The 13,749-nt window shown below is 35.3% G+C and carries 11 protein-coding genes and 1 pseudogene; 4 read left to right on the plus strand and 8 right to left on the minus strand.

The genetic code is table 11. The annotated features are described in order from the left end of the window. Window positions 1-200: 200 nt before the first annotated feature. From WBY99_RS05975 to smpB, 6 genes are all read right to left on the minus strand, one after another. A complete protein-coding gene (locus WBY99_RS05975; RefSeq protein WP_423975422.1) occupies window positions 201-1,451 on the minus strand; it encodes a dicarboxylate/amino acid:cation symporter in 1,251 nt (416 codons plus the stop codon). A 407-nt stretch (window positions 1,452-1,858) separates the two neighbouring features. Beyond that, on the minus strand, window positions 1,859-2,335 hold the full coding sequence (locus WBY99_RS05980) for a BON domain-containing protein (protein ID WP_423975423.1): 477 nt from the start codon (window positions 2,333-2,335) through the stop codon (window positions 1,859-1,861). Between the two features lie 155 nt (window positions 2,336-2,490). After that, window positions 2,491-3,108, minus strand: a complete 618-nt coding sequence (locus WBY99_RS05985) for an alpha-ketoglutarate-dependent dioxygenase AlkB family protein (RefSeq protein ID WP_423975424.1) — start codon at window positions 3,106-3,108, stop codon at window positions 2,491-2,493. A 197-nt stretch (window positions 3,109-3,305) separates the two neighbouring features. Further along, entirely contained in the window at window positions 3,306-4,046 is a 741-nt protein-coding gene (locus WBY99_RS05990; protein ID WP_423975425.1) for a YebC/PmpR family DNA-binding transcriptional regulator, read from the minus strand. Window positions 4,047-4,141: 95 nt separating this feature from the next. Continuing rightward, a complete protein-coding gene (locus WBY99_RS05995; protein ID WP_423975426.1) occupies window positions 4,142-5,578 on the minus strand; it encodes an OmpA family protein in 1,437 nt (478 codons plus the stop codon). 77 nt (window positions 5,579-5,655) lie between these two features. Continuing rightward, entirely contained in the window at window positions 5,656-6,114 is a 459-nt protein-coding gene (smpB, locus tag WBY99_RS06000) for an SsrA-binding protein SmpB (protein WP_423975427.1), read from the minus strand. A gap of 177 nt (window positions 6,115-6,291) precedes the next feature. Here smpB and WBY99_RS06005 point away from each other — a divergent pair, with 177 nt between their 5' ends. Together WBY99_RS06005 and recJ are read left to right on the plus strand one after the other, a co-directional pair. Continuing rightward, complete coding sequence (locus WBY99_RS06005; protein ID WP_423975428.1) at window positions 6,292-7,914, plus strand: ABC-F family ATP-binding cassette domain-containing protein; 1,623 nt, start codon at window positions 6,292-6,294, stop codon at window positions 7,912-7,914. A 166-nt stretch (window positions 7,915-8,080) separates the two neighbouring features. Next, a complete protein-coding gene (recJ, locus tag WBY99_RS06010) occupies window positions 8,081-9,790 on the plus strand; it encodes a single-stranded-DNA-specific exonuclease RecJ (RefSeq protein WP_423975429.1) in 1,710 nt (569 codons plus the stop codon). Window positions 9,791-9,811: 21 nt separating this feature from the next. Here recJ and WBY99_RS06015 read toward each other — a convergent pair whose 3' ends face one another. Beyond that, on the minus strand, window positions 9,812-10,963 hold the full coding sequence (locus WBY99_RS06015; RefSeq protein WP_423975430.1) for a hypothetical protein: 1,152 nt from the start codon (window positions 10,961-10,963) through the stop codon (window positions 9,812-9,814). Window positions 10,964-11,044: 81 nt separating this feature from the next. Between WBY99_RS06015 and WBY99_RS06020 the strand changes: the two genes are divergently transcribed. Continuing rightward, window positions 11,045-11,572: an NAD(P)H-dependent oxidoreductase gene (locus tag WBY99_RS06020; RefSeq protein ID WP_423975431.1), complete on the plus strand. Its 528-nt coding sequence runs from the start codon at window positions 11,045-11,047 to the stop codon at window positions 11,570-11,572. Beyond that, window positions 11,569-13,410 (plus strand): cation:proton antiporter, encoded by a 1,842-nt coding sequence (locus tag WBY99_RS06025; RefSeq protein WP_423975432.1) that lies wholly within the window; start codon window positions 11,569-11,571, stop codon window positions 13,408-13,410. Before WBY99_RS06020 ends, WBY99_RS06025 begins: the two co-directional genes overlap by 4 nt. A gap of 50 nt (window positions 13,411-13,460) precedes the next feature. Here WBY99_RS06025 and WBY99_RS06030 read toward each other — a convergent pair. After that, window positions 13,461-13,749, minus strand: a pseudogene (locus WBY99_RS06030) (alpha/beta hydrolase); the annotation flags it as partial.

Consider the following 13,749-nt stretch of genomic DNA (forward strand, 5'->3'; position numbering starts at 1 on the left):
ATAATAAATTGTTCCGGTTCCACTTATTGTTGCTGTGTAAGTCGATATTTCGTAATTAAGAGTTGGTCCAAAATTAATTTGGCAACTAAAAAACTGAAAAATCGGTAATAATAAAAAGAGTAAAAATTTTTTCATAACATTTATTTTAGAGTTTGTTAGTTACAAAAAAACATAAAGCCTTCTGATTTTTTTAAGCAAATTTACAAATCCCCGCCATGATTATCCAGCTGTCCTTCCCATTTAGAAACTGCCGAAGTTGCCAAAGCATTTCCTAAAACATTGGTCATACTTCTTCCCATATCGCAGAAATGGTCAATTGGTAAAATTAAGGCAATTCCTTCTGGTGGAATCCCAAACATGGTACAAGTAGCAACGATGATTACTAAACTCGCTCTTGGAACTCCCGCAATCCCTTTGGAAGTTAACATTAAAACCAAAAGCATGATAATTTGTTGTCCTAAAGTCATATCAATTCCATAAATCTGAGCGATAAAGATTGCTGCAAAAGTCATATACATCATACTTCCATCAAGATTGAAGGAATATCCTAAAGGTAAAATAAAGGATACAATTCTATTGTTACAACCGAATCTTTCGAGCTCTTCGACCAATTTCGGGAATACCGCTTCGGAACTTGTTGTAGAAAATGCGATGAGTAGAGGCGCTTTAATTCTTCGTAATAATTCGAATAAACGATTTCCGAGAATCATATAACCTACGATACAAAGCACTAACCACAAAATAGCCAAGGCAAAGAAAAAATCGCGCAAGTAAATTGCATATACTTTGAAAATATCAAATCCGTTGGTGGCAACTACCGCTGCAATTGCTCCCAAAACTCCAAGTGGTGCAAACCACATAATGTATCCAACCATTTTTAAAATAGCGTGGGCACAAACATCTAAAGCTCGTACGATAGGTTTTGTATATTCTTCTCCCATATTGGCTAATGCAACACCAAACATAATAGAGAATACTACGATTTGTAGAACCTCATTGGTTGCAAATGCTTCGAATAAACTTTTGGGAATAATATGTGTTACAAACTGCTCTAGCGAAAGTCCCTGACTGTGGGTAACCATATCTCCAGCAGCATCTGCCGCAGGTTTAGGAAGTTGCATTACACGACCTGGCTCTAACCAATTCACAAGTACCAACCCAATCATTAGTGATACTAATGAAGCAATAATAAACCAAAGCATTGCTTTTGTCCCTACCCTGCCAATCATTTTAATATCGCTCATCTTGGCAATTCCTACGACCAAAGTGGTAAATACTAATGGTGCAATAATCATTTGTACCAAACGAATAAAGATGGTTCCAAGGAGTTTAATGTTTTTTGAAAATCCTTCGGAACTCTCAGGATATTGTGTATGCACAACGCCGCCCATAATTACCCCTATAACGAGAGCAATAATAATGGCGATGAATAGTTTGTTTTGACCTTTCATGTGATTTTTTCTTGTAAGATTTACAAATATATGTTATTTTGTTAAAAAATGGTTAAAGTTTCTAATCTGGACAAGTGATTATAATAGAAATTCTTTTTTGAGAATGGGAAATGTGGTGGAAAAAAGATTGAAATGAAAAGCGCAGTCTCTTTGCAGGATAGTTACGAAGGCATGAAATCCTCGACAAGATAGTCCATAAAAAAACCTTTGAATAATCTCAAAGGTTCTGTTTATTGCTCGTGCTAGAATTACGCTTGCAAATATCTTGAATAAGCATGCCTTGCTTCACCATCCTCATTTTTCATTTTCCAGCAGTCATCTGAAGTTTGCTCTAACAAAGTTACACATGCGCCTTTTGCAGCAAAAATCACATGCGCACACTTACCTTATAAAGCACTCATATTCAATTATTTTACGGTGTAATTATAGTTAACTTTTCCTACTTTCAAAGCATCAACAGACATTTTTATTTTTCTCGCCTGCTCTTTAGAAACATTTCCGGTAAGCGTTAATTCACCATTTACCACCTCAACTTTCACAGAAGGGAAATCTTTAACAGCATCAGTCACTTTTTGTTGAACTTCAGGATCCACGGCAGAAACAGTTTCTATTACGGGTGCCTCTACTGTTGACATGTCATGAACCTCCTTAATTCCTGGAATCGCTTTTAAAGAAGCAATCATTGCATCTTTTGATTCTTGATCAGCAAAAACTCCACTTAAATGAGCTTGTCCATCATTTACCTCAACAGAAGCATTAGGATTAGAAGTAACTACAGTAGTTGCTTGCGTTTGCAACTCTGCATCAGAAATTTTCTTTTTACATGAAATTGATGCGAAAGACACCGCAAGTGCTAATGCAGTCATTACAATTGTTTTTTTCATAATTGATTTTATTTAATGTTAAAAATTCTTCCCAAATTTAATAATAAATAAAATATCATTTTCATAAGAAAACATAAATTTTTCATAAAATATCGACAGTAGTATTACTAAAACAGTGAAATATGTACATGAAAATTGGTGATTTAAAATTAAATTTATTCGCTACTTTTATCTATTGTTCTGAATGTTAAATTAATTCTCGGAGCGAATATTTTTTTGGTTGGCGGCAATCGATGGAGCCAGAAACTTTGAGTCTGAGCTTTCATAACTAACAAACTACCATTTTCTAAAATAATTTCTACTTTCTCTTTTGTTAGTTTATGTTTAAATAAAAATTTTCTTTCTGCCCCAAAACTTAAGGAAGCAATTGCACCATTTTTTTTTAAGTCTTTTTCTCCATCACTGTGATAGGCCATTCCTTCGCTGCCATCATGATAAAGATTGAGCAAGCAAGAATTAAACTGTTCTCTAGTTTTCTGTTCAACAGCACTTTTTAATTGTACTAATTCTTTTGTCCAAGAAATCGCATTCTTGGCTATCTTGGAGTAAGTGTATTCGAAATTTTCTTCGCCATACCAGGCAACTTTTCTTTTGGTGATAATTTTCTTTCCAAAAATAATGGCTTCATCATTTTTCCAGTCAATCGTTTCCAAAAGTTTTTGATAAAAATAATCTGCTTGTTCCTGATTAAAGATTTTGCCATAGTAATTGACCATTCCATCTTGCGGAAGTAGATTGCATTCAGAATCAAACTCGATTTCAAACAATTCCATCATTTACTTTTTGATGTTCAAAATTCGATACTTCATTTGTTAAATAAAATATCGAATTGGGTACCATTCAACCAATGCATTTATAAGTTGCCGTACCCCACAAGTTTCCCAAATAAATCATCTGAAACATCTTGTTTTTGAAAATTAACACAAAGAAATTACTTATCAAAAGCCGCTTATAAATTGATTTTACCTTTTTACAAGCTATTCATTAAGTCGTCTGTAATTTCCATATTATGAAATACATTTTGTACGTCATCATCGTCTTCAAACCGCTCAAGCATTTTCATATTCACTTTAAAATGTTCTTCTGAGACTTCTTTAATATTGTTTGGAATTCTTTGAATTTCCGCACTTTTGGGTTCAATACCCAATTCGTCTAATTTATGAGATAACATTCCGAAATCTTCAAAAGCAGTTGTAATGAAAACTTCATCTTCATCCATCTCAATTTCTTCGGCACCTCCATCAATCATTTCCATTTCAAAATCATCCCAATCTAATTTAATTAAAGAGCGATCCAAAGAGAAAATCCCTTTTCGATCAAAGATGAAAGCCAACTCACCATTCTTGCCCAAGTTACCATCGAATTTATTAAATATTGCACGAACATTTGCCACGGTTCTTGTTGGGTTATTGGTTGTACAATCCACAAAGAATGCGACACCTCCTTGCCCATACCCTTCATAACTAATCTCTTCATAATTCTCTGCTTCTGCACCGCTTGCTTTTTTTATTGCGCGCTCCACATTATCCTTGGGCATATTAGCTCCTTTTGCATTTTGGATGCATCGTCGTAAACTAGGATTTGTATCAGGATCTGCCCCCCCCGCTTTTACCGCAAGAGCGATATCTTTACCAATTTTAGAAAATGTTTTGGCCATTTTATCCCAACGAGCCATTTTAGAAGCTTTTCTATATTCGAACGCGCGTCCCATATTATTTCAATTTTAATGATTACAAAAATACAAATTTGTTTACAAAAAAACACCCTCGAAATCGAGGGTGTTCATTTATTTAGAAAAATAATTAATTATTTTTTCTTCTTAGCTGGAGCCTTTTTAGCTGGAGCTTTTTTCTCAACAACATCTGATTTTTGGTATCTAGACCATTCAGAATCTTCGCCGATGTATTTAACAACAACTTTTCTATCAGCTTGTCTTTCAGCATCTGAAGCATTTTCTGCTACTTTTGCGTTTTGCTTACCGATACCGATTGACTTAAGTACATCTGGATTAACACCTCTAGCATCTAAAGCAGCAACTACAGCAGCAGCTCTCTTTTTGGATAACTCTAAGTTGTAAGCATCAGAACCTTTTCTATCAGTTTCACCAACTAATAAGAATCTTCCACCATCTTTTTTAATGATTGAAGCAGCGGTCTCTAAAGCTCCGTTAGATTTAGCGTCGATCGTTGCTTTATTGAAGTCGAAATAAACAGCTTTTAAATGCTCTTCAACTTCAGCTCCTGTTACTTCTGCAGGTTTTGGACAACCATTGTATTCCGCAAGACCTGGAACAGTAGGACAAGCGTCATCTTTATCTAAGATTCCGTCTCCATCAGTATCTGGCCAAGGACAACCGTTGTTTTCAACTGGACCTGCAACATCTGGACAAGCATCGTCTTTATCTGGAATACCATCTCCATCAGTATCTGGCCAAGGACAACCATTGTTTTCAATTGGACCTGCAACATCTGGACATTGGTCATCGATATCTGGAATTCCGTCTCCGTCAGTATCAGGACAACCTTGGAATTCAGCTAAACCTGGAGTATCAGGACATCTGTCATCTTTATCTGGAATTCCGTCTTTATCTCTATCTGTGTTACCAAATCTAAATAGTAAAGAAGCGGAAGCTTGCCAAAAGTCAGCGATTTTTGATTTCTCAGTTGGAGCACCAACATAATCTCCTTGAATACCAAGACCGAAATTTTTAGTAAGCCAGAAATTAGATCCTAAACCACCTGCTACAGTAAAATGATCAGCACCAATATTATCACCTTTAGAATTAACAGCGTTTACTTGACCTGAATAATCATGTCTTAAGTAATTTGCTCCTACTCTTAAATACGGATCAAACCAAGATTCTTCATTCCAGAATCCATTAAATTTAAATTGAAGACCTAAACCAGTCATTAGGAAAAATTCTTTCCCCATTCCGATTCTTGTATTGTCAACATTCCCTACGGAAGTTTGCCAGTCAAGAACCAAAAGTTTATTTAAGTTTCTTGCAACTGTTAGTTTTGACAATGGTGGCGTAATCGTAAAATTGCCAATATTGTACAACTCACTAGCTTTACCACCACCGAAAGCAGTAGAGAAATTATTTCCAATATCCCCTCCAGCCGCAGCATGGTTTACTCCGTGAGCACCAACACCGATTAACCACGGGTTACTGGTAGTCTGAGCGAAAACAGTAGAGGCAACAGTAAGTGCCAATGCTGAAATTCCTAATTTTAGATTTTTCATAGAATTAAATGATTAAATAATTGATAATGCAAAATAAACATAAATTTTCTTTATAAACAAAGATTTCTGGTCTTTTTTTAACTTTTCTTTAATATTCTGTCGAGATTTCGTTTATTTTCTCTTTCCTTTATGCTTTCGCGTTTATCAAAGAGTTTTTTTCCTCGACCGAGTGCAATAAGAATCTTGGCTTTTCCTTTATCATTAATATATAATTTTAAAGGAATTATAGTATTACCAGCATCTTTAAGTTTCTTTTCAAACTTTTGCAACTCCTTTTTGTGCAACAGCAACTTCCGTTCCCTTTTTGTTTTATGATTATAAAAAGTCCCCAATTTATACTCATCTATCATCATATTAATGATGTATAATTCCCCTTCAATAAACTGGCAAAAAGACTCCGTGATGCTCGCCTTGGAAGAACGCAAAGATTTGATTTCCGTGCCCGTAAGCACCATCCCCGCTTCAATTTCCTCCGAAAGCTCATATTCAAAACGTGCTCTTTTATTATAGATTGCAATTGATTTTTCAATTTTCATATTGCTGAATAATTTGTTATTATATAATATGTTAAATTTTATAAAATTTTAACACAACAGTTTAAAGTTTTGGCTCAAAATACATTCAACTCATTTCATGCCCTAATTTCTGACTTTTCGAACAATGCCTTAAACCCAATTTCTTTTCGTAATTTTGCATCAAATTTACAAAACTATATGTTAACAGTATCTAATTTATCTTTACAATTCGGAAAAAGAGTACTTTTTGACGAGGTAAATATTATGTTTACGAAAGGAAATTGTTACGGAATTATTGGTGCCAATGGTGCTGGTAAATCGACTTTCCTGAAAATCCTAACCAAACAACAAGATCCCACTACAGGCTCCATTTCTCTTGAACCAGGCAAAAGAATGTCTGTTTTAGAGCAAGATCACTTTGCTTATGATAATTTCACAGTGCTCGACACCGTCTTAAGAGGGAACAAAACATTGTTCAAAATCAAAGAAGAGATGGATGCATTGTATGCAAAAGAAGACTTCTCTGATGCCGATGGAATTAAAGCTGGCGAACTCGGTGTTGTTTATGACGAAATGGGTGGCTGGAATTCAGAATCCGACGCAATGACAATGCTTTCTAATGTTGGAATCAAAGACGACATGCACTATCAGATGATGAGTGAGCTAGAAAATCAAAACAAAGTAAAGGTTCTTCTTGCACAAGCATTATTTGGAAACCCAGACGTTTTGATCCTAGATGAGCCTACCAACGATTTGGATATTGAAACAATCGCATGGCTAGAAGATTTCTTGTCAACTTATGAAAACACCGTAATTGTAGTTTCGCATGACCGTCACTTCTTAGATACCGTTTGTACACACATCGGAGATTTAGATTACGCTAAGCTTAATTTATATACAGGAAACTATTCTTTCTGGTATCAAGCTTCGCAGTTGGCAACAAGACAACGTCAGCAAGCCAATAAAAAAGCAGAAGACAAGAAAAAAGAACTTCAAGACTTTATCGCTCGATTCTCTTCTAACGTAGAAAAAGCAAAACAAGCGACCGCTCGTAAGAAAATGATAGACAAGCTAAATATTGAAGACATTAAACCTTCATCAAGACGTTATCCCGCGATAATTTTTGATACTGAGCGTGAAGCAGGTGATCAAATCCTGGAAGTTAAAGGCTTAGAAAAAACCAAAGATGGCGAATTACTTTTCTCTAAAATCGATCTGAACTTAAAGAAGGGAGATAAGGTCGCCGTGATTTCTAAAAACTCTTTAGCAATCACTGAATTCTTCCAGGTTTTAAGCGGAAATACCGAAGCGGATCAGGGAACATTCAATTGGGGAATTACGACGAACCAATCTTATATGCCACTTGACAATTCAAGTTTCTTTCAAGAAAACATCAATCTGGTTGATTGGTTAAGACAATTTACAAAGAATGACGAAGAGCGTCACGAAGAATATATGCGCGGTTTTTTAGGGAAAATGCTTTTCTCTGGTGATGAAGCGTTAAAATCTTGTACCGTTCTTTCAGGAGGTGAAAAAATGCGTTGTATGTTTAGTAGAATGATGCTGCAACGTGCAAACATTCTTTTGATGGATGAACCAACCAATCACTTGGATTTGGAAAGTATTACCACTTTAAATAACTCTCTGGTTAGTTTTAAAGGAAATATTCTACTCTCCTCTCATGACCACGAAATGTTACAAACGGTCTGTAACCGTATTATCGAGTTAACTCCAAAAGGAATTATCGACAGAGAAATGACTTATGATGAGTATTTGGAAGACAAGAAAGTAAAAGAATTACAGCAGCAAATGTATTCTTAGAATATCATTTCTCCTATTTATAAAAACAAACCGTTCAAGAAATTGAGCGGTTTGTTTCTTTGTTAAAAACGAAACCGAACACCCCCATTCTAAACAAAAGCTTTATTTCAAATTAAAAAAATTCAATAAAATAAACCTCACTATTTTTTCCTATTTTTGTAAGATTATGAGCCAAAAATGGATTTACAACACCGAACCCGATGAAGAAATTGTTGACGCACTGAGTTCCTCTCTAGGTTTTGGAACATTTGAATCCAAGATTCTCGTCATGCGTGGAATCGATAATTATCAAAAAGCGAGAGAATTTTTCAAACCCAACCTTACCGATATTCACAATCCGTTTCTCATGAAGGATATGCAACTTGCAGTAGATCGCATTGCAACAGCCATTGAAAACGGAGAAAAGATCATGGTTTACGGCGATTACGATGTCGATGGAACTACGGCAGTCGCTTTGATGTATCTCTATCTCAGCAAAATTGTAGATAAAAAATACCTTACCTTTTACATTCCCGACCGAAATATCGAAGGATACGGAATTTCAAATGAAGGAATCGATTTCGCAAAAGAAAATGGCTTTTCATTAATTATCGCACTCGATTGCGGAATTAAAGCCATTGACAAAATAGAATATGCCAAAAATCTTGGTATTGATTTTATTATTTGCGATCACCATTTACCAGGCGAAGAAATCCCAGCAGCAATTGCGGTTTTAGACCCTAAAAGAGTAGATTGCAGATATCCTTTCAAAGAATTATCAGGTTGTGGAGTTGGCTTTAAATTATGTCAAGGTCTGAATACGATTTACAAAATTCCCGAAGCCGAACTTTTTGAATTGACCGATTTATTGGCGATTTCTATTGCTGCAGATATTGTTTCGATGACTGGCGAAAACAGAGTTCTAGCAAAACAAGGTTTAAAGGTTTTAAGAAAATCCAGAAATCTAGGTTTGCGAATGTTGATTCCGGAAGACAAACTAGCAACCTTCGAAATCTCTAATATCGTTTTTGAAATTGCCCCAAAAATCAATGCTGCCGGAAGAATTTCTCATGGGAAAGCCGCAGTAGAATTAATGGTTTCCGACAATTTAAAACAGGCGCATCAAATTGTAAACGATATCATAACGCTCAACGACTCTCGCCGAGAAATGGATACGAGCAGCACTACAGAAGCTCTTTTGCAAGTAGAAACGAGCGGTCAAGTGAATAATTTTTCAACCGTTGTTTATGGCTCAACTTGGAACAAAGGCGTCATCGGAATCGTAGCTTCCAGATTAACCGAAACTTTTTATAAACCCACCATTGTTTTTGCAGATGGCAACAACGGAGAAATGGTTGCTTCAGCGCGGTCGATTGCCGATTTTGATGTACATGATGCACTAGAAAAATGCTCCGATCTTTTTCTTAAATTTGGCGGTCATCCCGCAGCAGCAGGACTTTCAATGGAAAAAGACAAGTTCGAATTATTTAAAGAAAAATTCGAGAAAGTAGTTGCAAAAAAAATTCAAGAACATCAAAAAGAACCAAGTATAAAAATTGATTCCGATGTAGAAATTGATGATTTAGACAAAGATTTCTTCAACTTTCACCGAAAACTGGCACCATTTGGCCCCCATAATATGAAACCAGTTTTGGTCTTAAAAAATCAAAAAGTTTCGGGTTATGTAAAAACGATGGGGAAAGATAATAGTCATCTTAAATTTTTTATTAAACAAGATTCAACTGGTAAAAATATCGAATGTGTCGGTTTTAAATTAGGCAAATACGCTGATGAATTCAGACAAAAAAACTTTGATATCGCCTTTACTGCAGAAGAAAATCACTGGAAAGGAAATGTCACTTACTTTCTGAGCATCCGCGATGTGAAATTCAACTGATTTCTTAAAAAAAAATTTCAGTTACACTATTTCTTGCCTTTTAAATTCTTTAGTTTCATCAAAAAGATAACGATAAGTCGCCAATTTTCTGGTGACTTTTGTTTCTAAATTCTCTGCAATTTTAATCATTTTAGGATTAAAATCACCAATCCATTGCATTTCGTAATCTTCGAAATCAGTGGTTTTTCTAAAATGTTTTGTGCCTTCCCAAATCATAAATCCATCAATCCCTCTACGTTGCCATTCCGGGATAATCCCAAAAACCAAACCGATCATTTTTTTATTTTTACTGAATTTTTTGATCACTAAAAACAAGATTTTCTGAATGACACCAAATTTCCCATTAAAGAATTTAATCCACTGGTTCAAATCAGGAATATTCATCCACATGGCGATAGGTTTTTCATTTTCATATACGAACCAAGAAATATGCTCATTAATAACGGGTTTTAGGGTTTTAAACATTTTAATCGTTTGCATTTCCGTTAATTGTTTTCCTTCGCCATGACTTGCCCATGCTTGATTGTAAACTTCTGTAAAATCACGAGCGAACTTTTCTAATGATTTTAATTGAAGTGGCTTTGCCGAAATATTTTTATTTTTTGAAATCCTCTGATGCATTTCCAGAAAATTCTCGGCGACAGGATCATGAACTTTTCTACCAAAACACAATTGATTAAAATAAATTTGAAAACCATAATTTTCAAACAATGATTTATAATAAGGCGGATTGTAATTCATCGCGTAAAGTGGCTCCGAAAACCCTTCGATCAAAAGCCCCCAGAATTGATCTCGTTCACCGAAATTAATCGGTCCATCCATCGCTTCCATGCCTTTTTGCTGCAACCATTCTTTAGCAAAATCAAAAATAAAACTCGCCGTTTTCTGATCATCGATACAATCAAAAAAGCCAATTCCGCCCGTTGGCTGATCTTGTTTGTATTTTTTATTAATGAAAACTGCAATTTTCCCTACGGTTTTATTTTCATCATTTTTAAAGAGGAATCGCTGACAATCACCGAATCTGAAGAATTTATTTTTTTTGGGATCGAAGACGTTTTCAACATCCTGATCTAGCGGACGAATATAATTTTTATCTTTACGAAAAAGGAGTTTTGGAAAGTTCAGAAACTCTGAAACCGATTCTTTTGAAACCACATTAATTACCTTCATCTTTCAAAAATAATAAAGTTTTCCATCAATAGATAGAGGATTTTTTGATTTTTTCACTATTTTTATAAAAATTCGAATTTCGTGAAAAAAACGCTTGCCATATTTGCTCATCCCTATTTTGAATACTCAACAACGAATATTGAACTGATTAAAGCGTACGAAACTTCTGACCTATTGATTTTTAAAGATTTATATGAAGAATATCCTGATTTTCATATCGCAACTTTCAAAGAAAGAAAAAGAATTCGCGAATATGAAAGATTGGTTTTTCACTTTCCTTTAATTTGGTTTGGTTTGCCACCTTTGCTGCGTCTTTGGATTGACGAAGTTTTCGACATGAGTTGGAAAGCCGAAAATGAAAATGATCATCCTTTGATGAATAAAGATGCCATCATTATTGTAACAATTGGTGCAAAAAAAGAAAATTATCAAAAAGGTGGGCTGTACGAAACCACTATTGAAGAGCTGATGAAACCCCTTACCTTATGTTTGCAGGTTACAGGTATTGAAGTAAAAGAAATCATTGCGGTGTACGAATCAGATGATTTAGAAGAAGCGGCATTAAAAAGAATTTGTCATCAAATTACAAAAACATTAGAAACATCATGAATGAAAGTTCATTAGCACAAACTGCCTTAATTTTTTTAGGTGCCGCAATCGTAATGGTTCCATTGGTTCGAAAACTCGGATTAAGTGCTGTGATTGGTTTTATATTAGGAGGAATCATCATTGGCCCTTTTGGTTTAAAATTGACAGGAAGCGATTCTAATGACATTATGCAAGCTACAGAATTCGGTGTCATCATGTTGCTTTTTTTAGTCGGCTTAGAAATCGAACCTCGAAAATTCTGGATCATTCGAAAAAAAATAATTGGGATGGGTTTAGGACAAATGGCCATCACCGTCGCTCTATTATATCTGATTTTTTATTGGGCAGATTGGCGTAAAGATCAAGCATTGGTCGCCGCTTTATGTTTTAGTTTATCTTCTACTGCAATTGTTTTGCAAACTTTAAAAGAGAAAAATATTTTCCGGACAACTGTTGGTGAAGCTTCTTTCTCGATTCTTCTTTTTCAGGATATTGCGGTAATCCCAATTATTGCACTCTTACCGATTATTGCAAAAAAATCAGATACCGACGAGAACCAGTTACTACTGCAATACCTCCCTGATTGGCTACAACCCTTTTCGATTATTTTAGGCGTCGTCGCTTTAATTATTTTAGGACGCTATATTTTCGTTCCGTTCCTCAGATATGTTTCCCGTTCAGGAATGAATGAATTGCTTACCGCCTCTTCCCTTTTCCTGGTCATTGGTGTTTCCGAGTTAATGCATGCTGTAGGATTAAGCCCGGCATTAGGAGCATTTATCGCCGGTGTAATGTTGGCAACGAGTGAATTTCGGCATGAATTAGAAAGTCAGATCGATCCTTTCAAAGGTTTACTCTTAGCCGTATTTTTCGTGAGCGTGGGTTCTACAATTAATTTCCATGTCATCATGGGAGATCCCATGTTTATCTTCACCACGATTATTGCTGTTTTAATAGTGAAATTCATCGTCTTGGTAGGTGTTTTAAAATTATTTAAATTAAAACTTCATGAAAATCTTCTGGTGGCTTTTGGACTTTCGCAAATTGGAGAATTCGCATTTGTCTTAATAAACTATTCTACAAAACTCTATTTATTTGACCCAAAACTCAATGCGCAATTAATGGCCATCACAGCGATAACCATGTGCGTAACTCCAATTCTTTTACTCATTAATGAAAAATTGATTGAACCTAGAATTCACGATGTAAAAAATGATGAGCCTGAAATGGAAGGCCCTATTAAAAAACAAAGAATCATTATCGTCGGCTTTGGTCATTTTGGCAGTACCGTTGGACGGCTATTACGAGTGAATGGAATCAGTGCAACTGTTTTGGACAACGATCCACAACGTATTAACCTTCTCCGCTCCAAAGGATTTAAAGTGTATTTTGGAGATGCAGCCAAGCTGGGAATTCTTCGTTCCGCTGGTGCAGAAACTGCAGACCTTTTAATTCTCTGTCTGGACAGTCCTGAAAAAAATAAATTTATTCTGGAATATGCCCGCGAACACTTTCCACAACTGAAAATCTTCGTTCGTGCCAAAAATCGTCTTGACGCTTATGATTTCATTAATAACGGTGTAGAAAATATTTACCGTGAAACTTTAGGAACTGCTGTAGATATGGCCGTTGATATTTTGAAAGCAACCGGAATGCGGGCTTATGCTGCAAGAAGATTAGGACAAAGATTTATGGTGATCGATAAAGCAATGACGCGAAAATTAGCAAAAGACCAGTTGAACGACAAAATAACTTTTACCATGACCGAATACCTCGACCGTGAGGCGGAACTTCTCGCAGAAGACAGCCATTCTTTTGATGAATCACAGTGGAATGAATATGAGGAATATCAGAATTAAAGGGGAAAAACTCTATGATTTAATAATAATTATAAGAAATTGAACTTCCGTTATTTACAGATTTGTTTAATTATTCGTTCAATTTCTTTAGACTTATTTACATTCATAAAATGTCCGCCATTCTGAATTACAAAGTCTGCCTGAACATTTTGAATAGGAATTATTCTGTCTTTATTTCCATGAATATGAATACAATTATGTGGTTGGAATTCATTTTCCCAGTTTGCAATTTCATTAATTGCCCAACCTAAAAATTGAGGATTAGTTTCTTTTAGAATTCTCTTGAGAAGTTGTTTTTCAGCTTTTGAATCAATTCCGAAAAACCAATCAGTGATAAGG

The sequence above is a fragment of the Kaistella sp. genome, assembly GCF_049588135.1.
Lineage (GTDB): Bacteria > Bacteroidota > Bacteroidia > Flavobacteriales > Weeksellaceae > Kaistella.

Excerpts from the sequence above, each read along its gene's own strand:
- WBY99_RS05980 (WP_423975423.1), bottom strand. The coding sequence starts at position 2,335 with ATGAAAAAAACAATTGTAATGACTGCATTAGCACTTGCGGTGTCTTTC.
- recJ (WP_423975429.1), top strand. The coding sequence starts at position 8,081 with ATGAGCCAAAAATGGATTTACAACACCGAACCCGATGAAGAAATTGTT.
- smpB (WP_423975427.1), bottom strand. The coding sequence starts at position 6,114 with ATGAAAATTGAAAAATCAATTGCAATCTATAATAAAAGAGCACGTTTT.
- WBY99_RS05990 (WP_423975425.1), bottom strand. The coding sequence starts at position 4,046 with ATGGGACGCGCGTTCGAATATAGAAAAGCTTCTAAAATGGCTCGTTGG.
- WBY99_RS05975 (WP_423975422.1), bottom strand. The coding sequence starts at position 1,451 with ATGAAAGGTCAAAACAAACTATTCATCGCCATTATTATTGCTCTCGTT.
- WBY99_RS05985 (WP_423975424.1), bottom strand. The coding sequence starts at position 3,108 with ATGGAATTGTTTGAAATCGAGTTTGATTCTGAATGCAATCTACTTCCG.
- WBY99_RS06025 (WP_423975432.1), top strand. The coding sequence starts at position 11,569 with ATGAATGAAAGTTCATTAGCACAAACTGCCTTAATTTTTTTAGGTGCC.
- WBY99_RS06005 (WP_423975428.1), top strand. The coding sequence starts at position 6,292 with ATGTTAACAGTATCTAATTTATCTTTACAATTCGGAAAAAGAGTACTT.
- WBY99_RS05995 (WP_423975426.1), bottom strand. The coding sequence starts at position 5,578 with ATGAAAAATCTAAAATTAGGAATTTCAGCATTGGCACTTACTGTTGCC.
- WBY99_RS06015 (WP_423975430.1), bottom strand. The coding sequence starts at position 10,963 with ATGAAGGTAATTAATGTGGTTTCAAAAGAATCGGTTTCAGAGTTTCTG.